The 21,668-nt window shown below is 71.2% G+C and carries 22 protein-coding genes; 12 read left to right on the top strand and 10 right to left on the bottom strand.

Annotation, left to right across the window (positions count from 1 at the left end; genetic code table 11):
* Window positions 1-28: 28 nt before the first annotated feature.
* Entirely contained in the window at window positions 29-691 is a 663-nt protein-coding gene (locus C1701_RS14125; protein ID WP_026419398.1) for a TetR/AcrR family transcriptional regulator, read from the bottom strand.
* 124 nt (window positions 692-815) lie between these two features.
* Between C1701_RS14125 and C1701_RS14120 the strand changes: the two genes are divergently transcribed.
* A complete protein-coding gene (locus C1701_RS14120) occupies window positions 816-2,030 on the top strand; it encodes a DUF418 domain-containing protein (protein ID WP_030227592.1) in 1,215 nt (404 codons plus the stop codon).
* 52 nt (window positions 2,031-2,082) lie between these two features.
* On the opposite strand, the gene C1701_RS14115 is transcribed toward C1701_RS14120, so the two are convergent.
* The 6 genes from C1701_RS14115 to C1701_RS14090 form a co-directional block, all read right to left on the bottom strand.
* Window positions 2,083-3,381, bottom strand: coding sequence for a thymidine phosphorylase (locus C1701_RS14115; RefSeq protein WP_030227589.1), 1,299 nt, complete (start codon window positions 3,379-3,381; stop codon window positions 2,083-2,085).
* Between the two features lie 44 nt (window positions 3,382-3,425).
* Window positions 3,426-3,836 carry a cytidine deaminase gene (locus C1701_RS14110; RefSeq protein WP_026419401.1) on the bottom strand — a complete coding sequence of 137 codons (411 nt, stop codon included), beginning with the start codon at window positions 3,834-3,836 and terminating at the stop codon, window positions 3,426-3,428.
* Window positions 3,837-3,918: 82 nt separating this feature from the next.
* Complete coding sequence (locus tag C1701_RS14105) at window positions 3,919-5,349, bottom strand: ABC transporter permease (RefSeq protein WP_026419402.1); 1,431 nt, start codon at window positions 5,347-5,349, stop codon at window positions 3,919-3,921.
* Entirely contained in the window at window positions 5,346-6,446 is a 1,101-nt protein-coding gene (locus C1701_RS14100) for an ABC transporter permease (RefSeq protein ID WP_026419403.1), read from the bottom strand. The genes C1701_RS14105 and C1701_RS14100 overlap by 4 nt, the downstream gene beginning before the upstream one ends.
* A complete protein-coding gene (locus tag C1701_RS14095; RefSeq protein ID WP_337662270.1) occupies window positions 6,446-8,149 on the bottom strand; it encodes an ABC transporter ATP-binding protein in 1,704 nt (567 codons plus the stop codon). The genes C1701_RS14100 and C1701_RS14095 overlap by 1 nt, the downstream gene beginning before the upstream one ends.
* A 211-nt stretch (window positions 8,150-8,360) precedes the next feature.
* A complete protein-coding gene (locus C1701_RS14090) occupies window positions 8,361-9,506 on the bottom strand; it encodes a BMP family lipoprotein (protein WP_026419405.1) in 1,146 nt (381 codons plus the stop codon).
* Between the two features lie 431 nt (window positions 9,507-9,937).
* Here C1701_RS14090 and sdhC point away from each other — a divergent pair, with 431 nt between their 5' ends.
* The 5 genes from sdhC to C1701_RS14065 all read left to right on the top strand — a co-directional run bounded on the left by sdhC (window position 9,938) and on the right by C1701_RS14065 (window position 15,273).
* A complete protein-coding gene (gene sdhC, locus C1701_RS14085) occupies window positions 9,938-10,375 on the top strand; it encodes a succinate dehydrogenase, cytochrome b556 subunit (protein WP_016698112.1) in 438 nt (145 codons plus the stop codon).
* A gap of 2 nt (window positions 10,376-10,377) precedes the next feature.
* Window positions 10,378-10,800: a succinate dehydrogenase hydrophobic membrane anchor subunit gene (locus C1701_RS14080; protein ID WP_026419406.1), complete on the top strand. Its 423-nt coding sequence runs from the start codon at window positions 10,378-10,380 to the stop codon at window positions 10,798-10,800.
* A 118-nt stretch (window positions 10,801-10,918) separates the two neighbouring features.
* On the top strand, window positions 10,919-12,703 hold the full coding sequence (gene sdhA / locus C1701_RS14075) for a succinate dehydrogenase flavoprotein subunit (RefSeq protein ID WP_026419407.1): 1,785 nt from the start codon (window positions 10,919-10,921) through the stop codon (window positions 12,701-12,703).
* Complete coding sequence (locus C1701_RS14070; RefSeq protein WP_026419408.1) at window positions 12,703-13,506, top strand: succinate dehydrogenase iron-sulfur subunit; 804 nt, start codon at window positions 12,703-12,705, stop codon at window positions 13,504-13,506. The genes sdhA and C1701_RS14070 overlap by 1 nt, the downstream gene beginning before the upstream one ends.
* A gap of 375 nt (window positions 13,507-13,881) precedes the next feature.
* Complete coding sequence (locus C1701_RS14065; RefSeq protein ID WP_103056016.1) at window positions 13,882-15,273, top strand: D-alanyl-D-alanine carboxypeptidase family protein; 1,392 nt, start codon at window positions 13,882-13,884, stop codon at window positions 15,271-15,273.
* Between the two features lie 173 nt (window positions 15,274-15,446).
* Here the strand turns inward: C1701_RS14065 and yhjD are convergent, their stop codons facing one another.
* The 3 genes from yhjD to C1701_RS14050 form a co-directional block, all read right to left on the bottom strand.
* Window positions 15,447-16,541 (bottom strand): inner membrane protein YhjD, encoded by a 1,095-nt coding sequence (gene yhjD, locus C1701_RS14060; protein ID WP_026419409.1) that lies wholly within the window; start codon window positions 16,539-16,541, stop codon window positions 15,447-15,449.
* 192 nt (window positions 16,542-16,733) lie between these two features.
* Complete coding sequence (locus tag C1701_RS14055; RefSeq protein ID WP_026419410.1) at window positions 16,734-16,988, bottom strand: hypothetical protein; 255 nt, start codon at window positions 16,986-16,988, stop codon at window positions 16,734-16,736.
* 11 nt (window positions 16,989-16,999) lie between these two features.
* Window positions 17,000-18,346 (bottom strand): hypothetical protein, encoded by a 1,347-nt coding sequence (locus tag C1701_RS14050; protein WP_103056015.1) that lies wholly within the window; start codon window positions 18,344-18,346, stop codon window positions 17,000-17,002.
* A gap of 678 nt (window positions 18,347-19,024) precedes the next feature.
* Between C1701_RS14050 and C1701_RS14045 the strand changes: the two genes are divergently transcribed.
* Genes C1701_RS14045 through C1701_RS14025 form a run of 6 tightly spaced genes read left to right on the top strand, consistent with a single transcriptional unit; the run spans window position 19,025 to window position 21,322 of the window.
* The gene (locus C1701_RS14045; protein WP_026419412.1) at window positions 19,025-19,456 is read left to right on the top strand and encodes a hypothetical protein; all 432 of its coding nucleotides are present in this window, start codon (window positions 19,025-19,027) and stop codon (window positions 19,454-19,456) included.
* A 2-nt stretch (window positions 19,457-19,458) separates the two neighbouring features.
* Entirely contained in the window at window positions 19,459-19,614 is a 156-nt protein-coding gene (locus C1701_RS27390) for a hypothetical protein (protein ID WP_155886195.1), read from the top strand.
* On the top strand, window positions 19,611-20,069 hold the full coding sequence (locus C1701_RS14040; RefSeq protein ID WP_026419413.1) for a hypothetical protein: 459 nt from the start codon (window positions 19,611-19,613) through the stop codon (window positions 20,067-20,069). Before C1701_RS27390 ends, C1701_RS14040 begins: the two co-directional genes overlap by 4 nt.
* A gap of 14 nt (window positions 20,070-20,083) precedes the next feature.
* Entirely contained in the window at window positions 20,084-20,344 is a 261-nt protein-coding gene (locus C1701_RS14035; protein WP_103056014.1) for a hypothetical protein, read from the top strand.
* Window positions 20,345-20,369: 25 nt separating this feature from the next.
* On the top strand, window positions 20,370-20,888 hold the full coding sequence (locus C1701_RS28130) for a DddA-like double-stranded DNA deaminase toxin (protein ID WP_103056013.1): 519 nt from the start codon (window positions 20,370-20,372) through the stop codon (window positions 20,886-20,888).
* Between the two features lie 5 nt (window positions 20,889-20,893).
* The gene (locus C1701_RS14025; RefSeq protein ID WP_162147319.1) at window positions 20,894-21,322 is read left to right on the top strand and encodes an Imm1 family immunity protein; all 429 of its coding nucleotides are present in this window, start codon (window positions 20,894-20,896) and stop codon (window positions 21,320-21,322) included.
* Window positions 21,323-21,668 lie beyond the last annotated feature (346 nt).

Below are 21,668 nucleotides of genomic sequence, written 5' to 3'. Positions count from 1 at the left end.
CGGAGGCGGAACTCCGGAGCGGCGTCGATCAGCGAGGCCCGGTCTCGGAGGCGTGAGGCGGTCGGGTCTCCTCCCCGGACCAGCCGGATGTGATCCCGACGGCCGGCAGGATGGCCTGGTCGACGATGTCGGCCAGCTGCTCGTCGGTGGGAAACCGCCCGGTGTCGCTGGCGAACTTGAACACCAGGGCCTCCCCGATGTCGGTCACGACCGGGGTCAGGCGCTCGGCGTCGATGGCTCCTCGGTCGGCGTAGTGCCGCAGCACGACCCGGGTCACCCGGCCGCCGGCGGGGTCGAACACCCGGTCGAACAGGGCCGCGACGAGGTCGGGGTACCGGTCCCGTTCGATCATGATCGCGGACACCGCCTGGGCCTGGTCGGTGTTCATCCACTCCCGCAGCTGGCGCAGCGCGCGGATGAGGTCGCCTCGGAGGTCGTTCGTGGCCGGTGACACCTCCTCCTGCGGGTAGGTGACCTGGATGGCGTCCAGCAGCAGCTCGTGCGGGGAGTTCCAGCGCCGGTAGAGCGAGGTCTTCGCGGCACCGGCGCGGCGGGCCACTCCCTCCATGCTCATGCGACCGAGCCCGACCTCGGCGAGTTCCGCCAACGCGGCCGCGTGGATCGCGGCGACGAGGGCCGCGCCCCGCCGGCGGGTTCGCGCCGTCCCCTCCCGGTCCACCTGGTCCCCCACGGCACCCCTCCTTGCTTGGATACGCGACCGTACCCTAAGGTGATTTTTAGATACGCTTCCGTATCTTCCCGGGGCCGGCATCCGGCTCCGCCCGACATCCTTCACGACCACCGGGGAGTCCGTCGTGTCCGTTCCCGCCACCTCAGGTCGTTCGTCCGGGTCCCCACCCTCGGCGAACACGCCGCACGCGAGGTCCCTCGCGCCCGACCTCGCCCGAGGCGTGATGCTGGCCGTGATCGCGTTGGTCCACGCTCACATGCTGGTCGGCGGGGACAGCCACTTCGCCGGCGGATACCCGACGCACGGGGACGTCCTCGACCGGATCGCCGCCGCCGTCCTCACCCTGTTCGCCGACAGCCGTGGCTACCCGATGTTCGCGGCGCTCTTCGGCTACGGGCTCGCCCGCGTCGCGGCCAACCGGGCGGTGAGCGGGTGGGACTGGCCGAGGGTCCGCCGGTTCCTCCGGCGCCGGGGGTGGTGGATGGTCCTGTTCGGGCTGTTCCACGCGGTCCTGCTGTTCCCCGGCGACATCCTCGCCACCTACGGCCTGCTCGCCCTCGTCTTCGTCGGCGCCCTGCGGTGGAGTGACCGTGCGCTGATCCGTCTGGCCGGCGTGTGCCTGGTGGTGTGCTCCACGCTCTACTCGGTGGCCTTCGTCGGGGCGATGGCCGCCACCGGTTCCGGTGCGGCCGCCATGGAGACGGTGGACCCGTTGACCGACGCGGCGATCCGGCTCGCGAGCTGGCCCGTCAGCACGCTGCTCTTCGCGGTGACGTCGCTGTCCCCGTTCCTCGTGGGGATCTGGGCGGCCCGCCGACAGCTGCTGGAACACCCGGAGCGCTCCCTCGGCCTGCTGCGGGCCACGGCCATCGGCGGTATCACCATCGCCGTCGTCGGCGGCCTTCCCCTGGCGCTGATCCACTCGCTGCTGTGGACCGACACCTCCACCCTCGTGTCCACCGCCGCCTTCGCGCTGCACTCGACGGCCGGCGTCGCGGGTGGACTGGGTTACGCGGCGCTGATCGCCCTGCTCGCCGTCCGCCTCGGTGACCGAGGCGGACCGCTCGTCACCGCGCTCAGGGCCTCGGGCGAACGGTCCATGACCTGTTACCTGCTCCAGTCCGTCGTCTGGTTCGCCCTGTTCAACCCGACCACGTTCAACCTCGGGCAGCACATCGACGTCGCGACGTCCGTGCTGGTCGGGCTCGGGGTGTGGGTGCTCGGGCTCCTCGTCGCCGACCTGCTGCGCAGGGCCGGACGACGAGGCCCCTTCGAGGTCCTGTTGCGCCGGCTCAGCGCCGAGCGCGACCGGGGCCGGGTCAGCCGAGACCAGGGCTGACCCGGGAGGGCCACCCGGGGGGCGGCGGGGCGAGGCGACCGCTGGAGCGGACTCATCCTCCGCGCACCACATCCAGCACAAGGGGGTGCGCCTCGACCGCCGTCTCCCCGGTGCGCACCGCGCTGGCCAGCTCGGCCACCGCACCGGGGAACGCCTCCGGGGTGTCGGTGCTCAGCTCGAACAGCGGGTCGCCCCGGCGGACGCGATCGCCTGGCCTGGCCAACAGGCGGACACCGGCACCGAACCGCACGGCGTCCTCCTTCCTGGCCCGGCCGGCGCCGAGCCGCCAGGCGGCCATCCCGACCTGGTAGGCGTCCACGGCCGTCAGGACACCGTCCTCCGCGGCCGTGACGGTCCGGGTGTGCGCGGCGGTCGGCAGGGGGGCCTCCGGGTCCCCTCCCTGCGCGCGGATCATCCGGCACCACGTCTCGTAGGCGGCGCCGGAGGAGAGCACGGCGGCGGGATCGGTGGCACCGGTGGGGTCGATGCCGGCCAGCCGCAGCATCTCGGTGGCCAGTGCCACCGTCAGCTCGACGACGTCGGCGGGGCCACCACCGCGCAGCACGTCCACCGCCTCGGCGACCTCCAGGGCGTTGCCCACGGTGGCCCCCAGCGGGGTGGACATGTCGGTCAGCAGGGCGCTCACCGCCATGCCGTGGCTCTCACCGATGGACACCAGGGTGGCGGCGAGCTCCCTCGCCCTGTCCTCGTTCTTCATGAAGGCGCCGGAGCCGACCTTGACATCGAGCACGAGGCCGTCCGCGCCCTCCGCGACCTTCTTCCCCATGATCGACCCGGCGATCAGGGGGATGGACTCGACGGTCCCGGTGACGTCGCGCAGCGCGTACAGCTTGCGGTCGGCTGGCGCCAGCCCCTCGGTGGGCGCGCAGACGACCGCGCCGACGGAGTTCAGCTGCGCGACGATCTCGGCGGTGGTGAGACGCGCCCGCCACCCGGGGATGGACTCCAGCTTGTCCAGGGTGCCTCCGGTGTGGCCGAGGCCGCGGCCGGAGAGCTGGGGGACGGCCGCCCCGCAGGTCGCCACCAGCGGGGCCAGCGGCAGGGTGATCTTGTCGCCCACACCCCCCGTGGAGTGCTTGTCGACGGTCGGCCGGTCGACCTCGGTCAGGTCCAGCCGCTCCCCCGAGCGCACGATCGCCCGCGTCCAGCGACCGGTCTCCCGGTCCGTCATCCCGTTCAGCAGGATCGCCATCGCGAGAGCCGCCATCTGTTCCTCGGCGACGGCACCCGCGTTGTAGGCGTCGACCACCCAGTCGATCTGCTCGTCGGTCAGTTCGCCGCCGTCCCGCTTCACGCGGATCACGTCCACGGCGCTCAACGCTGAGGTCATCTCGTCTCCTCGCTCTGGCTCACCGTTCGTTCCGGCGCGGCGCGTCAGGCGGGCAGGTCCGCCGGCCCGAAGGCCGCCGGCAGCACCCGCGTCATCGGCAGCACCCCGTCCGGGGTGTCCACCAGGCACTCGGGTCCACCGAGTTCGTAGAGCACCTGGCGGCAACGACCGCAGGGCATGAGCAGCTCACCGGCTCCGGAGCGGCAGGCGACGGCGACGAACCGGCCACCGCCGGTGAGCTGGAGCTGACCGGCCATGGTGCACTCGGCGCAGAGACCGACCCCGTAGGAGGCGTTCTCGACGTTGCACCCGGTGACCACCCGCCCGTCCGAGCAGACCGCCGCCGCCCCCACCTGGAGTCCCGAGTAGGGGCAGTAGGCGGTCTGGGCGGCCCGGACCGCGGCCTCGCGCAGGGCGTCCCAGTCGACCTCGGTCCCGGCCGTCGCCGTCGTCATCTCGTTGGCTCCTCTTCCCACGATCAGCGCGTGTCCTCGTCCGCTCCGGTCCTCGCTCCCGCGTCGTGCGGGAGCGACCGGATCAACCGCCCGTTGGCGGCGCGGCCCCACCCCGGCCTGGGGGTTCCGCCTCGTCGGGGCCCGCCCGACCACCGGGGGGTGGTGGCGGCGCCCCGGGCCCGCCGGCGCCCACCAGGGCCCCGGGTTCCTTCCCTCCCCGTTTCCGGCGACCACCGGTCTCCCGGCTGTACTGGAGCCCGTTGGCCGCCGGTCCCCGCAGTTTCTGGGCGGCGACGGCGAGCACCACCAGCGTCACCAGGTGCGGCGCGTAGGCCAACAGCTCCCGGGGGATGCCGTCGGTGAACCAGTACACCGCGTAGAGCGCGACCGCTCCCCCGAGGGCGGTGGCCCCGTTCGTCCAACGGCCCCGCACGAGGTGCACGACGGCGAGGACCAGCACCAGCAGCGCCGCTCCGTACAGCAGGGCGTGCACGGTCGTCTCGCCCTGCCGCAGCCGGAGGCCGTCGGCGTAGCCGAACAGCGCGGAACCACCGAGCAGACCACCCGGCCGCCAGTTGCCGAAGATCATCGCCGCGAGGCCGATGTAGCCCCGGCCGTTCACCTGGTTCTCCGAGTAGCCGGGCTGCCCCGGGTTGAGGACCAGGGCGGCGCCACCGATGCCGGCCAGCGCGCCGGACATGATCACGGCCGAGTACTTGTACAGGTACACGTTGACGCCGAGCGACTCGGCGGCCTTCGGGTTCTCACCGCAGGATCGCAGCCGGAGCCCGAACCGGCTCCGCCACAGCACCAGGTAGCTCACCGGCACCAGCAGGATGCCGATCATGGCCAGCGGGGAGACGCCGATCACGAGGCCGCGCAGGATGCCGGCCACGTCGGAGATCCCGACCCGCTGCATCGCCTCCAACTCGCCCAGCCACCCGGCCAGCGGCTGCGCCGAGTAGGTGTCGAACTTCGGCACCGGCGGCGACTCGCGCGGGTTCCCGGACAGCGGGTAGAAGATCAGGCTCGACAGGTACTTGGTGACGCCGAGGCCCAACAGGTTGATCGCCACACCGGAGACGATGTGGTTCACCCCGAAGGTGACGGTGGCCACGGCGTGCAGCAGGCCGCCGACCGCGCCGAACAGGGCGGCGGCCAACAGGCCGGCCCACGGGCCCCAGTAGTAGCCGGCGAAGGCCGCACCCCAGGTCCCGAAGATCATCATGCCTTCGAGGCCGATGTTGATGATGCCGGCCCGTTCCGCCCACAGCCCGCCCAGGGCGGCCAGCAGGATCGGCAGCGCGAACCGCGCCGCCGACTCGATGGTGCTGGACGAGGTGAGCTGCGGGAGCCCGGTGAGGAAGGACGTGGTCGAGAGCAGGACCATGACCACCGCGACCCAGAGGGCTCCCATGAGCCAACCGGGGATGCGACGCCGGGACCGCGGTGCCTTCTCGGTCACCGGCCCCGCCGAGGTGTTCGGGTCCTGTGACGTAGCGCCGAGGGTCATACGGCACCTCCTGCCGACACGGGCCGCGGCTCACCGGAGCCGGGCGGGTTCTGCCCGCCGACCCGCCGCTGCTCGGCCCGCAGCTCGACGCGGCGGACCAGCTCGTACGCCACGACGACCGACAGGACGATCGAGCCCTGCATGATGGTCACGATCTCGCTGGGCACGCCCACGTTGTCGAGGGCGAGCCTGCTCTTGTCCAGGAAGGCCCACAGCAGCGCGCCGAAGGCGATGCCGACGGGGTTGTTCCGCCCGAGCAGCGCCACCGCCAACCCGGTGAACCCGTAGCCGGCGGGGAAGTTCAGGCTGAAGGTGTGGTCCCGGCCGAGCAGTTCGGGCAGCCCGGCGAGGCCGGCGACCGCACCGGAGATCAGCAGGGTCACCAGGATCATCTTCTTGGCGTTGACGCCGCCCGCGGCCGCCGCCGTCGGCGACTTCCCGGAGGCGCGCAGCTCGAAGCCGAACCTGGTCCGGTTCATCAACACCCAGTACCCGACGCCGAGGGCGGCGGCCACCAGCACCATGCCGAACACGGTCCCCGACGAGCCGAAGGAGAAGCCGGGGACGCGGCTGGATTCGGGCAGGTAGGGCGTGCCGATGTTGTTCCCGCGCAGCTCGCCGAACATGTCCGAGCTGATCAGGTAGGCGATCACGCCGAACGACAGCGCGTTCAGCATGATCGTGGAGATCACCTCGGACACGCCCCGGTACACCTTGAGCAACGCGGCGATGCCCACCCACGCGGCTCCGGTGGCGGCCGCCGCGAGCATGGTGACGACCACGCCCAGCCCGAAGGGCAGCGTGACCGCGCCACCCACGATCGCGGCGACGCAGGCCGCGAGCCGGTACTGGCCCTCGATGCCGATGTTCAGCAGGTTCATCTGGAACCCGAGGGCCGCCGCGAGGGCGACGATGTAGTACGAGGTGGCGGTGTTGACCACGTCCACGGCGGTCGTGCCCCGGCCGAGGCTGCCCACCATGGCGCCCAGCGCCTCCAGCGGGCTGCTCCCGGAGAACAGCAGGGTCACCGCGCACAGCAGCACGGCGAAGGCGATCGCCAGTGCCGGCGGCAGCAGTTTCGCTCGTATCGACCCCATCACCGATCCCCGCCTCGTGTCGACCGGTCGGTCCCGCCGTCGTCGGTGCCCCCGTCGTCGGTGCCGCCGTCGTCGGTGCCGGGGGTCGGCTGGTCCGCCGCCGGGCTCCCGGCGCGGTCCGCCGCATCCTCGGAGCCGACCTCCCCGGCGCCGGTCATGGCCGCGCCCAGGTCCTCCGGGGTGACGGACCGGGGGTCGGCGTCCGCGACCAGCCGCCCGCCGTAGATGACCTTGATCGTGTCCGACAGCCCGATCAGCTCGTCGAGGTCAGCGGAGACGAGCAGCACCGCGAGACCGTTGGCCCTCGCGGTCTTGATGTGTTCCCAGATGCCCGCCTGCGCGCCGACGTCCACCCCTCGGGTGGGGTGAGAGGCGATGAGCAGGACGGGGTCGCCGGACAGTTCCCGTCCGACGATCAGCTTCTGCTGGTTCCCGCCGGAGAGCGCCCCGGCGGCCACGTCGATGCCCGGGGTGCGGACGTCGAACTGTTCGACGATGCGGGTGGTGTCCGTCCTGGCTCCCTCGATGCTGAGCCACGCGCCGCTGGAGACCGGGCGGCGGCTCTGGAAGCCGAGGATGCGGTTGGACCACAGCGGTTCGTCGAGGAGCAGGCCGTGCCGGGTGCGGTCCTCCGGGACGTACCCGATGCCCGCCTCACGCCGGGCCATCGTGCCCTTGCTGGTGAGGTCGACCCCCGACAACCGGACGGTGCCGGCGTGGGCCCGGCGCATCCCCATGACGGCCTCGACGAGTTCGACCTGGCCGTTGCCCTCGACCCCGGCGATGCCCACGATCTCCCCCGCCCGGACGGTGAGGTCGATCGAGTCGAGCAGGGGCCGCTCGCTGCCCTCGCTCCGCAGGGTCAGGCCCTCGACGCGCAGCACCTCGACGTCGGTGACCGAGGACACGCGCGTCTCCGGGCTGGGGAGCTCGCTGCCCACCATCATCTCGGCGAGCTGCCGCGAGGTGACCGTCCTCGGGTCGGCGGTGCCGACCGTGGTGCCCCGCCGGATCACGGTGACGGCGTCGGCGATCGCCCGCACCTCGTCCAGCTTGTGGGAGATGAAGAGGAAGGTGTAACCGTCGGCCCGCATCTCGCGCAGGGTCGCGAACAGCTCGTCGACCTCCTGCGGGACCAGCACGGCCGTCGGCTCGTCGAGGATGACGATGCGGGCACCCCGGTAGAGCACCTTGAGGATCTCGACGCGCTGCCGGTCGGCGACCCCGAGCTCCTCGACGAGCAGGGAGAGGTCGACGGTGAGGCCGGCCCGCCTGGCCAGTTCCGACACCCTCGCCCTGGCCCGCCGGCCGATGCCGTGCAGCTTCTCCGCGCCCAGGAGCACGTTCTCCAGGACCGTGAGGTTGTCGGCCAGCATGAAGTGCTGGTGCACCATGCCCACGCCCGCGTCGATCGCGTCGGCCGGCGAGCGGAAGACCACCTCCCGCCCCTCGACCTCGATCGTGCCCTCGTCCGGTTGCTGCATGCCGTAGAGGATCTTCATCAGGGTCGACTTGCCCGCGCCGTTCTCCCCGCAGAGCGCGTGCACCTCGCCGGCCCGCACCCCCAGGTGCACGTCCGAGTTGGCGACGACGCCGGGGAACCGCTTGGTGATCCCGGACAGCCTCACCGCGGGCACGGCGGCTGTGTCGGAGGGCACCCCGGCGTCGTGACCGGTGCCTTCCTCGGGAACAGGACTGGTCATCCCGCCCTTCCTTGTCGTGTGTGGCTCTCGGCCGCGTCTCGACCGGCCGACGACCGTGGCGGCGGGCGTGGGTGGCCGCGCCGCCCTTCGAGTGTGCGGGACACGCGCCCGCCCGTCGTGGGTGCCCCTTGCCCGGATCCGACACCGGGCACCCCGCGCTGGTCGCGAGGTGCCCGGTGCGTTGCCTGGGAGCGGCGGGTGGTGGACCGGCTCAGCCGGTCGGCGAGGACGGGACCTCGATCTCACCCTCGATGATCTGGGCCTTGTAACCGTCGAGGACGTCGGCGATGTCGTCGACCATCCCCCCCGAGGTGGAGTAGTCCACGCCGTCGACGCTCAGGTCGAAGACCTCGGGGAAGTCCGCGAGGTCCTCCTCCGCGACCGCGGCGAGGTAGTTGAACACCGCCACGTCGACGCGCTTGAGCATCGAGGTGATGATGACGTCCCTCGACTCCGCCACCGTCTCCTGGTTGTACTGGTCGGAGTCGACGCCGATCGCGAGCGCGTCACCCGCCTTGGCGGCCTCGAACACGCCCTTCCCGGAGGCACCGGCGGCGTGGTACACGACGTCGGCACCGGCGTCGAGCTGCGCGCGGGTCGCCTCGTTGCCCTTGGCCGGGTCCTGGAAGCCCGTGATGTCACCGGCCGGGGTCAGGTAGGTGTTCTCGATCTGGATGTCCGGGGCGGCCGCCCGGGCACCCTCGAGGAAGCCGGCCTCGAACTTCTGGATCAGCGGCGTCTCCACGCCCCCGACGAAGCCGATGTGGCAGTTGTCCGTCTTGTAGGCGGCGGCCACACCGGCGAGGAAGGAGCCCTCGTGCTCGGCGAACAGCAGCGGGGTGATGTTGTCCGCACCCTCCACGGCCGCGTCGACCAGCGCGAAGTCGGTGTCGGGGTAGTCGGCGGCGACGGTCTCGAAGGCGTCGGCGTAGGCGAAGCCGACCCCGATGATCGGGCTGAAGCCCTCGTCGGCCAGCTGGCGCAGGCGGGACACCTTGGCGTCCTCGGACTCGTTGGCCTCGGCCGTCAGCTCGCGGACGTCGCCAAGGCCGAACTCCTCCTCGGCCCGGTCGAGACCGGCGGCGGCGGCGTCGTTGAACGAGGCGTCACCCCGGCCACCGATGTCGTAGGCCAGACCGACGCGCAGCTCGCTGCCGTCGACGTCGGCCGTCTCCGGTGTGCTGACCTCGACCTCGTCCGGGACGGGGGGCGGGTCGGCCAGCTGGCAGCCGGCGGCGCCCTCGCCACCGCCGCCCTCACCGGACGTCGACGTGCCGCCGCCGTCCTTGGCACACCCGACCACCGCCAACACCCCGGTCAGGGCGATTGCCAGCGCGGCACCACGCGGTCGACGCATGGTTGCACTCCTTCCAACTCAGTCATGCTGAGCAGCACAGAGGTCTCTGCGGACGCCGAACCGTACCTGTCGGTAGCGCATGGTCGGTAGCCGTTCACGGGCCCTTAACCGAATCGTTGGGTCCGCATCGCGGGAGGCACACGGTTCGCGGTTGACAACCAGGACCCCTCACGCACCGCGACCACCCTCGGGGTCCCGCCACGCCGGTTCGCCGAGGTGAGGCGACCCCCAGATCACCACCACCGGCCGGTTGGCCACCGCCCACCCGCGCACCACGGCATGTTCGGTCAGTCACAACCAGGCACCGTCGGCTGTGCCGGAGTGATTGCCCAGGACTAACATCCGGCGAGTCAAGGCTTCGTGATGCTCGAGGCGAGTTTCCCGCGACGTTACGAGTCCCTTCCCACCAGCGATGTTGGAGGCCGTCGATCATGGCCAGCACCACCGCCCACTCGGCTGGTGCCGCGGACCGGGCGGGGAACGCCCGGCTTGGCGGCACCCTGTACCGGGGCGACCCGGGGATGTGGTCGTGGGTAGCCCACCGGATCACCGGTGTGCTCGTCTTCTTCTTCCTGTTCGTCCACGTGCTGGACACCGCACTGGTGCGGGTCTCGCCGAACGCGTACGACGTCGTGATCGAGACCTACAAGCACCCGGTGATGGTGCTCTTCGAGCTGGGCCTCGTCGGTGCCGTGCTCTACCACGCCCTGAACGGCATCCGGGTGATGCTCGTGGACTTCTGGTCGAAGGGCACCAAGTACCAGAAGCCGATGCTGTGGACGATCCTCGCGATCTGGCTGGTCGTGATGATCCCCGGCTCCTACTACCTGCTCGTCAAGGGCTTCGCTGACCTGTTCGGGGGTAGCTGACCATGTCCGTGACCGACGCCCCCTTCTCGGTGGACAAGCCCCGTTCCCCGCAGCGCCCGGCGGCGCGGCGCAGCAACTTCGAGCTGTACAGCTGGTTGTTCATGCGCCTGTCCGGCCTGCTGCTGGTCTTCCTGGTGCTGGGCCACCTGCTCATCATGCTGTTCCTGGACGACGGCGTGCAGCGCATCAACTTCGCGTTCGTCGCCGGTCGGTGGGCCTCGCCGTTCTGGCAGTTCTGGGACCTGACCATGCTGTGGCTGGCCGGTCTCCACGGCGGCAACGGCCTGCGCACCGTCATCAACGACTACGCGCGCAAGGACCAGACCCGCTTCTGGTTGAAGATGCTGCTCTACGTCTCGATGATCGTCACGATCGCCGTCGGGACCTTCGTGCTGTTCACCTTCGACCCCAACATCGGTAACTGACGCCGGTCCCCCGGGTCCCCCGACGGCGACGCGGTAGGCGCCGTCCGACGCGAGAAGTGCGGGCGACCCCGGGTGGGCGACCACCCGGGGTCGGCGCAGTGAAGACGGAGAGACGCTCATGCAGTTCCACAAGTACGACGTGGTGATCGTCGGCGCCGGCGGCGCCGGGATGCGAGCGGCGATCGAGTCCGGTCAGCAGGCGCGTACCGCGGTGCTCACCAAGCTCTATCCCACTCGGTCCCACACCGGCGCCGCCCAGGGCGGGATGTGCGCCGCGCTGGCCAACGTCGAGGAAGACAACTGGGAATGGCACACCTTCGACACCGTCAAGGGTGGTGACTACCTCGTCGACCAGGACGCCGCCGAGATCATGGCCAAGGAGGCCATCGACGCGGTCCTCGACCTGGAGAAGATGGGGCTGCCGTTCAACCGCACCCCCGAGGGCAAGATCGACCAGCGCCGGTTCGGCGGCCACACCCGCAACCACGGTGAGGCCGCGGTGCGCCGGGCCTGCTACGCGGCCGACCGCACCGGCCACATGATCCTCCAGACGCTCTACCAGAACTGCATCAAGCACGAGGTGGAGTTCTTCAACGAGTTCTACGTGCTGGACATCTGCCTCACCGAGACCGCCGACGGCCCCGTCTGCACTGGCGCCGTCGCGCTGGAGCTGGCCACCGGCGAGATCCACGTGTTCCAGGCGAAGGCCGTCGTCTTCGCCACCGGCGGCTTCGGCAAGGTCTTCAAGACCACCTCGAACGCCCACACCCTCACGGGTGATGGCATGGCCATCGTCTTCCGCAAGGGCCTGCCGCTGGAGGACATGGAGTTCTACCAGTTCCACCCGACCGGCCTGGCCGGCCTGGGCATCCTCCTGACCGAGGGCGCCAGGGGCGAGGGCGGCATCCTGCGGAACGACTCCGGTGAACGCTTCATGGAGCGGTACGCGCCCACCATCAAGGACCTCGCGCCCAGGGACATGGTGGCCAGGGCGATGGCCACCGAGGTCCGCGAGGGCCGGGGCTGCGGGCCGCACAAGGACTACGTGCTGCTGGACCTCACCCACCTCGGGGCGGAGGTGCTGGACGCGAAGCTGCCGGACATCACCGAGTTCTCCCGCACCTACCTGGGCATCGACCCGGTGGAGGAGCCGGTCCCGGTGTACCCGACCGCCCACTACGCCATGGGCGGCATCCCCACCAACATCAAGGGTGAGGTGCTGCGGGACGCCGAGAACGTGGTCCCGGGCCTGTACGCCGCCGGCGAGTGCGCCTGCGTGTCGGTGCACGGCGCCAACCGGCTGGGCACCAACTCGCTGTTGGACATCAACGTCTTCGGCCGGCGGGCCGGGATCGCCGCGGCCGAGTACGCGAAGGCGCACGACTTCGTCGACCTGCCCGAGGCCCCGGAGGTCCCGGTGGTGGCGATGGTGGACAAGCTGAACGCCTCCACCGGCGGCGAGCGGGTGGCGAACATCCGCACCGAGCTCCAGCAGACGATGGACGCCAACGCCTCCGTCTACCGCACCGAGGACACCCTGAAGCAGGCGCTGCACGACGTGCAGGCGCTCAAGGAACGCTTCGACCGGGTGGCCATCCAGGACCACGGCAAGCGGTACAACACCGACCTGCTGGAGGCCGTCGAACTCGGCTTCCTGCTGGAGCTCGCCGAGGTGCTGGTGCTGGGCGCGATCAACCGGAAGGAGTCCAGGGGCGGCCACGCCCGCGAGGACTACACGACCCGGGACGACGTCAACTTCCTGCGGCACACCATGGCGTACAAGCAGATCTCGGACGACGACACCACGAAGAAGACGGGCTTCGGTGGTCTGACCGCCGACATCCGGCTCGACTACAAGCCGGTTGTGATCACCCGCTACCAGCCGATGGAGCGCAAGTACTGATGTCCGCACCCACCACAGAGAAGCCGGGCACCGACGACTCGCGGAACGACCCGGCCGCGCCGCCCCCCGCCCCGGAGGGCTCCGTCGTCGTCACCGTGAAGATCCGCCGGTACAACCCGGAGGGCGACGCGGACGAGCCCTACTGGGAGTCCTTCGACGTACCGGCCCTGCCGACCGACCGCGTGCTGAACCTGCTGCACCACGTCAAGTGGTACCTGGACGGCACGCTGGCGTTCCGCCGTTCCTGCGCCCACGGCATCTGCGGGTCCGACGCGATGCGGATCAACGGCATCAACCGGCTCGCCTGCAAGGTGCTGATCAAGGACCTGCTGGCGGGCGGCGGGAAGCACACCACCATCAGCATCGAGCCGATCAAGGGCCTTCCCGTGGAGAAGGACCTGATCGTCGACATGGAGCCGTTCTTCGAGGCCTACCGGGCGGTGAAGCCCTACCTGGTCACCACCGGCAACGAGCCGACGCGGGAGCGCCTCCAGTCCTCGGCGGACCGCGCCCGGTTCGACGACACCACCAAGTGCATCCTGTGCGCCGCGTGCACGACGTCCTGCCCGGTGTTCTGGACCGAGGGTTCCTACTTCGGCCCGGCGGCGATCGTCAACGCCCACCGGTTCATCTTCGACAGCCGGGACGAGGGCGCCGAGGAGCGGCTGGACATCCTCAACGACAACGAGGGTGTGTGGCGGTGCCGCACGACGTTCAACTGCACGGACGCCTGCCCGCGAGGCATCCAGGTCACGCAGGCGATCCAGGAGGTCAAGCGGGCCCTGCTCTTCCGCAGGGTCTGACCCCCTCCTTACCCTCGTCCGGGCCGGCCTCCGCCGGCCCGGACGGGGTCGCGCCGGCGGCCGTCCTCGGTCCCGGCGCTCCTCCCACCGCCGAGCGCCCTCGGCGATCCCGGTGAGCGCCCCGCCCCCGCCGCCCGGCTCGGGGCGCGGCCCGTTCCCGCCTTCCCGCTCGTCTCCGTCGCTCCCCTCCCCCTTCCCGTGCCGCCGACGTGCCGTCGCGTCGGCCGCCCAACCCGTGGTGGTGGCAGGCCCCGGGCTGCCGTCCCCGAACGCCGAGGACGTTCCCCCATGCCAGCGAAGGCGATTGAAACCTTGACAGCTCCGGTGGCCGGTGCGATCACGCAGAGTGGGGTGGCTAGCCTGAGAAGCGTGTCTATGCCGGCTCGTCGTCGCTTCGCCGCGGCTCTGTCCATCGGCGTGGGTGCCGCTCTGCTGGCCCCACTCGGACTGGTGACAGGCACCGCGGTGGCATCCCCGTCGTGGCAACCCGCGGCTCTCACCCAGGACCAGAACGGGACCGAGTGCCCGGTGCGGGAGAGCCCACCCGCCGCGCCGAGTGACACCGAGGGTCTCGCGCCGGGGGAGGGTCCTCCCCCACCCCTGGCCGTTCCGGACGAACCGGTCGGCGGTGAACGGCTCGGCGAGTGCGGCGAGGTGCTGCCCGAGGGCGCTCCCCCGGCCCCCGCCGACGTGACGGCGGCGTCCTGGGTGGTCGCCGACCTGGGCTCCGGCGAGGTGCTGGCGGCCCGGGACCCGCACGGCCGGCACCGGCCCGCGGCGACGATGAAGATCCTGACCGCGTTGGTCGCGCTTCGGGACCTCGGCATGGAGGACATCGTCGTCGGGACCCCCGAGGACGTGGCTCAGGGTGGCGCGGCGATGGGCATCGCCGCCAACACCGAGTACACCACCCGCCAGGTGGTCAACGGCCTGGTGATGGCCTCCGGGAACGACGCCGCCAACGCGTTGGCCCGCCAGCTCGGGGGGATCCCCGCCACCCTGGACCGGATGAACGCGGTCGCCGAGGAGCTGGGCGCCCTGGACACCAGGGCCACCACCCCCTCCGGCCTGGAGGCCCCCGGTATCAGCACGTCGGCCTACGACGTGACGCTGTTCCTGCGCGAGGCCCTGGGCAACGAGGACTACCTGAGCGCGTTCAGCAGCCCCGAGCTGCCGCTGCCGGGCGGGGCGCTCGGGCCGCTGGTCAACGACAGCGACCTGCTGGCCAACTACCCGGGGGCGCTGGGAGGCCGCGACAGCTTCACCGACGACGCCCGCTACACCTTCGCCGGGGCGGCCGAACGCGACGGACGTCGCCTCGGCGTGGTGCTGCTGCGGGGGGAGCCCGTCACCCCGTTGTGGCAGCAGGCGGCATCGCTGCTCGACTACGGTTTCGCCCTGCCGGCGGAGTCCGGGGTGGGCACCCTGGACACCTCGCCGCCCGAGGCCGATGACGCGGCCGAGGCCGGTGAGAGCGGCGACGCCTCCGCAGCCGGTGGGGACGCCGACGAGCCGGTCACGGCACAGGACCAGCCCAGGCTGGCCGACCGGGCCGGGGACACCTCGATGTTCGGCAGCTTCGGGCTTCCCCTGACGATCCTCGCCGGCGTCGTGGTGCTGTTCTTCACCGTGCTGACGTTGCGGGACCGCGCGGCGCGCCGGAAGGCCGCCGCCCGCCGGGCCGCCAAGCAGCGGGAGGAGGCCGCGAAGGCCACCGAGGACTGGCTGTGGCCGCCCCCGAACCAGAACCCCCCGCAACAGGGCTGACGCCGGGCACCACCGCCGGCGGAGCGACGTCGCGCCGGCCCTGCCGCCGTCCGCGTTCGCCCCGTCTCCGCCGGCAGACGCGACAGGAGCCACCCGAGCGCTGGCAGCACGCCGCACGCCGCCCCCGTCAGGCCGTCACCCCGGTGTGGGGAGCCTCAGCCCCGTCGGTCTCGTCAGCCTCGGCGTCGCCACCACCTGCCGGCCCCGAGACCGGTCAACACCCCGACCCCGAACATCCCGGCCGCCAGCCGGTTCCCTCCCAGGCCGGTCCGGTCGTCGGTGCGGCTCAGGGCCACCGGCAGCTCGGTCGACACCGGCGGCGCCGGCGGCTGGTGGCCGGCGGCGTCGGTGTGCGCCAGGTTCTCCGTGGCCGAGGCTGTCCAGGCCGCGACGAACAGCAGGAACCGCGCCACGAGGTAGATGAGGACGAGGAGACCGAGCACCGAACCGAAGGCGGCGCCGGCCGGGGACCGCGCCACCGACTGGAGGTAGACGCCGCCGAGCTGCTTGAGCAGCTCGATCCCCACCGCCGCCACCAGCCCACCCCACATCGCGGAGCGCAGGGTGACGGGTTTCCGGGGCAGCTTCGCCAGTACCCAGGTGAACACCAACCAGTTCGCGGCGAGGACGAGCAGCAGGCTCACCACCCACAGCGAAGCCCGTGCCGCCGCCGTCCGCTCCACCCCGAACAGGTCGAGGATCTCGCTGGCGAACGCCGAGCCGACGACGGTCAGGCCAATGCTGACGACCAGGGCCAACCCGAGGCCGACCAACGCGAGCAGGTCGCGGACCAGGCGGGTGACGAACGGCGGCTGCTCGAAGCTCTGGTTCCACTGCGCGGTCAACGCGTTGCGGAGGTTCGTCATCCAGCCAAGACCGGAGTAGAGGGCGGTGAGCAGCCCGAGGATGCCGACGACGGTGCGCTGGTCGATGGCCTGGGTGACGACCTCGTTCAACGTGGAGCTGAGGTCCGGGGTTGGGGCGGCCTCGGTGATCGCCGTCCGCGCCTGGTCCAACAGCTGCTGGTTGTTGAAGAGCACGAACCCGGCCACCGCGAACGCGACCATCAGCAGCGGCACCAACGCGAGGACGCTGAAGTAGGTGATGGCCGCCGCGTAGTGGTCGCCGTGGTGTTCGGAGTACCGGGTGCCCGCCCGCATCAACCGGTCGAGCCCGGGGTGCCGGTCGCGGATCCGGCCCAGGGTCGACTGGGCGTTCCGTCCGACGTCGCCGGCCCGCTGGGCCGGGCTCCGGTGCTCCTGGCTCATCCGGACAGTCTCACCCAGGTTCGCCGCTCCCGCTGATCACGCCCGCCGCCCGCCGGACGCCGACGACGTCGGTCAGGAATGACGGCATGGTTGGTCCCCGCGACCTCCGGCAGGATCCGGGGGTCGCGAGGACCGGTCGGAGCCCCGGGGCGCGGGGGCTCGATGGGGGCGCTCGGGAAGGGCCGGCCGGCGCTAGTCGGCGGTGACCACCACGGTCACCTGTCGGTCCAGGACGTCGAGAACGGTCAGCCGAGCGGAGCCGAGGCCGTAGGCCGGCGCCCCCTCCGCGCGCATCCCACCGGACAGCCTGGCGAGGACGGTGCGCACGACGGAGTGCGGATCCTCGGCCCTCGCCCGCACGAACGCATCAACGGCCGGGGACACGACGGCTCCCGCCCCCGCGACGAGCTCGGCGACCGCGTCGCGCGCGGGGGTGTCCGTGTTCATGCTTGCTCCCATCAGGCGCGGTGGAGGACGTTGGTGGCCTTCTGTCGAAGTTCAGCCACTGGACGGTAGTTGCCCCGCGCGGCGGCGCGGATCTCGGCGATTTTGTCCCGCAGGCGCCGGGACGGAATACCTCGCACCTGCCCCAGCACCTGCATCCCAACAGCGGCAGCCTCGTCCTGGTCGCCGTGCCGCAGCAGCAGGGCGACCAGCCTCGATTGGCTGGACAGCGCGGACCGGAAGTATTCGGCTGGGTAGTGATCGACCGCGAACCGCAGTCGCCGGCACGTCTCAGTGAAGTGCACACCCCTGGCCGCGATTCTGGACAGCCCGCCCGCCGTGTCGCCGTGCAGCTGCGCCGCGCTGTAGTAGGTCGCGTATTCACCGAAGTTCGGATCATCCTTGTCGTCAGATTCTCTGTCGTGCTGATTGAAATGGTCCTCGGCTTGCTTGACGGAACGCAGGCACTCCTCGGCGTTCCCGAGCGCCCCGTGTGCGCGCGCCTGCACTGCCGACAGGTTGGCGCGGCGCAGGGGTGAGATCCTGTCCTCGCGAACTCGTGCCGCGCCCAGCAGGGTGAGCGCTTCGTCGGGCTGCCCGATGTAGATGGCTTGCCGGGCCATGTCCGACAGGATCTCGGACCTGAGCCACCAACTCCCCGCGACATCAGCGCAGTGCAGGCCAATGCGGAAGTACCTGTCCGCACTGTGGTGGTGCCCTTGGTCGAAGTAGGCCCAACCGACCACCTCGGCCAGGTTCCCCACCTCGGCGTGCAGGTCGACCCGGTCCTGGTGGGACGCCGAGGCGTCCAGGAGTTCAACGGCCCAGCGCAGCTGACCCGCCATCGCCTGCAAGGAGAGGGGGGTGCCCGCGTGGTCACTGGAGCGGAGGAGCGCGGTGGCGTCCCTGACCTGTGCTACGTGTTCCTTGCCGATGACCTGTGGTGCGGTGGCGGTGGTCCGAGCCGCGTCATCCAGGGTCGCCGCGAGGCTCCCTCCGGTCAGCGCGCTACCGGTGACCGCCGCAAGTCCGCGCAGGAAATCTATTCGACGCACGTCCTCCTCCTTCTCCCTTTCCCCCCTCAGCTTCGCCGTGGTCCGGCGACGCGTGCTGTAGAACCCGATGTCACTGTCGGAACGGACCCGGAACACGCTTCGGAGCGCGGCCCGATAGTCAGGGTGCGGCCACGTGACCTTCCCCCTCAGAAGTCTCCGAATGGACTCCGCGTCGTAGGCACCAGGACTCCCGGTTTTTTCCTCGTATGCTTCGTTGACGCGTTCCGCCGCCACCGCGAGCGTCCATCCGAGGTGCCGCAGCGCGCGATCCAGCGCGAGGTTCGGAGTCGGCGTCCCCTTGGTCATGGTGCCTCCACGACTCCCGGGCCCTCTGATCATAGCCATTCATGGGGGGTGTTCGACGGAATTGAGGGTTTGTTTGCGGCCTTGACCGCACTGTCAGAACGTGCATTAACCCTAAGACCATTGATCACCGACAGCGATCATGCAATCACTGGAGGTAGGGGTGGACGGGCTCGTGCTCGTGGGGATCTGCGCGCTGGTCGGAGGCGCGTTCTGGACGGCGGCGTGCGTCGTCGACCGCCGAACCAGTCCGGGCCCCATACCCGATCCGTCGCCCGCGCCACCGCCCGCGCGCCGCGTGTCGGTCGCGGAACTCCTCGCCCTGCGAGCTCAGGACAGGCCGGACACGTCGCCCGACTCCCCGAGGTGTGCCCGGCCGGGGACGGCGTCCCCCGGCGCCGTCCCCTTCCAGCGGCTGGCCCCACCTCCTCCTGGGGGCCGGCCCGGTGTGGTGGCGGGAGGGCAGCCCGCCGCCACACCACCCCCACCGTCGTCCCCCACCCCGCGCGCTCGAACCGGGGGACGACCGGGGGCGGCGAAGTCCCCCGACACTTCCGCCGCCCCCACCCGGCAGCCGGCCCGCACAACCGATGCGCCCCGGCGCGGGCCGGCGGGGGTGGTGGCGTTCGACGCTTCCGCCACCACCCCCACCCTCCCCGCTTTCGCCGGTGTGCTGCCGCTGTGGACGGAGCCGAGGAGGTGACCGCCCCGGCCCGACGGACCAGCCGCCAGTGGTCGGCCACCGTCCCCGCCGTCGACCCGACCGGCCGGCTCACCACGCTCGCCCTCACCCTCACCGTCGAGCGCTCCGCCGTCGCCCTCGTCGGCAGCGGAACCAGGTTCCTGGTGCTGCCCTCGGGCGTGCGGCAGGTGGCCGCCGCCCTACGAACCCGGCGACGCCTGGCGGTCCCCGCGCACATCGGACCCACGACCCGAACGCTGTCCGTCGCACCCACCGCCATGCCCGGGGCCCTGGCCTCGGGGGCGAGGCTGACGCTGCGATCGGCCTCCCAGGTCGCCGCGTACTGGCCGTTGATGCTGGGCCCCGGCCCGGCCCGGTCCCTGGCCCGCCTGCTGGACCAGGCCGCCGACCAGTGCCAGCCGAGGCGGTGACCGTGATCCCCACCGCCACGATCACCGACTCGGTCACCCAGGCCGTCACCCTGCTGCTCCCCCGGGTGGACGCACGGCCCGCCTCCCGCATCCGCCGCTACGCCCTGCCCCACCGAGCCCGCCGGGTCCGCCCCTTCCTCGGTGGGGGCCTTCGATGAGCGGCCCACCACCCGACGTCGTCATGCCCGGGAACGCGGTGGGCGAGGTGGTGGTGTGGTGGCCGGCCCAGTACCGGCCGGTGCCGCTGCGGGTGGAGGCGAGCCGGCTCGGCGTGGTGTTGCGTCCCGAACACGCCCCCGCCGAACCGGTCGGTCTGCCGTGCGTGCAGGCCCGGCGGGTGGCCGGGGCGCTCCTGGTGCCCGACGCCGACGCGGTGGCCACGGCCATCACCACCGGCCCCGGGATCGTGGCGTCCCTGATGGTGACGAGCTTGTCCCGACTGGGCGGGAAGGTCCTCACCCTGACCTCCGCCGGTGCCCCGCCGCTGACGTGGGTGCTTCCCGTGCTCTGGCGCCCACCCCACGACCGTGGTCTGACGCTCACCCACCCGCAGCGGGCCGGGGAGCTGATCGGCCAGGCCGCCTCCGCCGCCGCCGTCGACACCCTCACCTGAACAGGAGAACCGCCGTGGACATGCAGCAGATCATCGGAGGCTTACAGGCCGCGACCACCCTGCTGGAGCCCTACGGGCTCAGCCAGGAACAGGGCCGGATGGACGAGGTCGCCGGGCACCTGGCGGTGCTCAACGGCACCGCCCGGCACGCCGAGGTCCTGGCGCAGCTGGAGCAGATCCGCCAGTCGATCACGATGGCCGCGAACCAGCAGCAGCAGTTACGCGAGCAGTGGGTGCGGCTGATGGCCACGTTTCAGGGCGGCTTCGGGATCTGACCAGGCCCCTGGCCCAGCCGGCGGGGTGGTGCACGGCACCCACGACCCCGCCCCGGCCGACGAACCACCCCGGGGCCGTCCGCTGCCGCACCCGTCGAACACCCCGTGGGAAGCGGCCCCGGGGACAGGCGCCGCCTGGGTGGCCTGGGCCCGAGACCAGTTGCCGGAACGTCCCGGGGACCGGGGGCAGACAACCGGGATCATCCTGGGTGGTGGCGAAGGCGGGGACGACCGGATGGTGTCCGGGCGTGGGCCGGAATCGGACCTGGCGGGCCTCATCCTCGCCACCAGCGACATATTCCCGAAGCACCGGCTACGCGACCTGGCCATCGTCGACGTGGCGCGCCACGTCGAGACGAAGCTCGCTGTGCGCCAAGCGGAGTCAGGGGTCACCCACACGGTCGTAGTGATCAATCACAGGGTCTGCCGGGGTAATTGGGGTTGTATACAGGCTGTAGCAGCGATCCTGCCTGTCGGATTCTCCATGACATTGTGGGAACCGGGCAGGACGAAGCCAACCGTCATCGAAGGGAAAGCACAGTGAACGTGGTGAGCGCCGTCGTGGACAACGACTGGCAATACGCAACGACTTCTGCGGAGCGTGCCACTCTCGCACGGCTGGTCGTGGACGAACCCCATCCCGACTGGGCCAGCCTCCTCTACGTCTGCGACCACCGAGTCGCTGACGACGTGCGGGGGCCCGACTGGCAGCTCCGGGTGTCCACCGATCCGGCCCGGGGAATAGGTGCCATGAACTGGATCGGACCAGTCCCGAGCGACGAGCTGGGGCCGTGGGACACCTTCAACCCGTTCGCCGACCCGCAGGCGCAGCCAATCCTCTTCGACGGTTCCGTCCCGTCCTACTTCCCGCCGTCGGCGGCGTTGCCGATTGAGGATGTGCGCCGGGCGGTTGCGGAACACTTGTGCACAGGTCTCCGGCCGGAGTGCGTGCGGTGGCAGCCGGGGGATCGGTTCTGAGTCCGACCGAAGTCACTGGGCGCCAGAAACCGACGACCGGCGACGTCCTGGCGGCCCCGAGGGAAGTGGCGAACAAACGGCGTCCGGGTGCGGGCTGGAGTCAGACCTGGCAGGCCTCATCCTCGCCACCCGACCCGCTCCCCGAACATCCGCCGCGCGATCGCGCGACCGCCGACGCCGAGACCCACGTCGAGGTCAAGCTTGCGATACGTCAGGCGGAATCAGGCGTCACTCACTCGGTTGTAGTGATTAACCACAGGTCCGTGACGGTGATTGGGGCTGTATACAGGCTGTCGCAGCGATCTCGCCGGTCGGTTTTTCCATGACCGTGTGGGAACCGGGCAGG

It is taken from the genome of Actinoalloteichus sp. AHMU CJ021 (genome assembly GCF_002895405.1).
GTDB lineage: Bacteria > Actinomycetota > Actinomycetes > Mycobacteriales > Pseudonocardiaceae > Actinoalloteichus_B > Actinoalloteichus_B caeruleus.
The sequence above is the reverse complement of the archived record's forward strand: the minus strand, read 5'-3'. Positions and strand labels throughout refer to the sequence as shown.

Excerpts from the sequence above, each read along its gene's own strand:
- C1701_RS14050 (WP_103056015.1), bottom strand. The coding sequence starts at position 18,346 with ATGACCAAGGGGACGCCGACTCCGAACCTCGCGCTGGATCGCGCGCTG.
- C1701_RS14080 (WP_026419406.1), top strand. The coding sequence starts at position 10,378 with ATGTCCGTGACCGACGCCCCCTTCTCGGTGGACAAGCCCCGTTCCCCG.
- yhjD (WP_026419409.1), bottom strand. The coding sequence starts at position 16,541 with ATGAGCCAGGAGCACCGGAGCCCGGCCCAGCGGGCCGGCGACGTCGGA.
- C1701_RS14065 (WP_103056016.1), top strand. The coding sequence starts at position 13,882 with ATGCCGGCTCGTCGTCGCTTCGCCGCGGCTCTGTCCATCGGCGTGGGT.
- C1701_RS14105 (WP_026419402.1), bottom strand. The coding sequence starts at position 5,349 with ATGACCCTCGGCGCTACGTCACAGGACCCGAACACCTCGGCGGGGCCG.
- C1701_RS14100 (WP_026419403.1), bottom strand. The coding sequence starts at position 6,446 with ATGGGGTCGATACGAGCGAAACTGCTGCCGCCGGCACTGGCGATCGCC.
- C1701_RS14040 (WP_026419413.1), top strand. The coding sequence starts at position 19,611 with ATGAGCGGCCCACCACCCGACGTCGTCATGCCCGGGAACGCGGTGGGC.
- C1701_RS14095 (WP_337662270.1), bottom strand. The coding sequence starts at position 8,149 with ATGACCAGTCCTGTTCCCGAGGAAGGCACCGGTCACGACGCCGGGGTG.
- sdhC (WP_016698112.1), top strand. The coding sequence starts at position 9,938 with ATGGCCAGCACCACCGCCCACTCGGCTGGTGCCGCGGACCGGGCGGGG.
- C1701_RS14090 (WP_026419405.1), bottom strand. The coding sequence starts at position 9,506 with ATGCGTCGACCGCGTGGTGCCGCGCTGGCAATCGCCCTGACCGGGGTG.
- C1701_RS14055 (WP_026419410.1), bottom strand. The coding sequence starts at position 16,988 with ATGAACACGGACACCCCCGCGCGCGACGCGGTCGCCGAGCTCGTCGCG.
- C1701_RS14110 (WP_026419401.1), bottom strand. The coding sequence starts at position 3,836 with ATGACGACGGCGACGGCCGGGACCGAGGTCGACTGGGACGCCCTGCGC.
- C1701_RS14115 (WP_030227589.1), bottom strand. The coding sequence starts at position 3,381 with ATGACCTCAGCGTTGAGCGCCGTGGACGTGATCCGCGTGAAGCGGGAC.
- C1701_RS14070 (WP_026419408.1), top strand. The coding sequence starts at position 12,703 with ATGTCCGCACCCACCACAGAGAAGCCGGGCACCGACGACTCGCGGAAC.
- sdhA (WP_026419407.1), top strand. The coding sequence starts at position 10,919 with ATGCAGTTCCACAAGTACGACGTGGTGATCGTCGGCGCCGGCGGCGCC.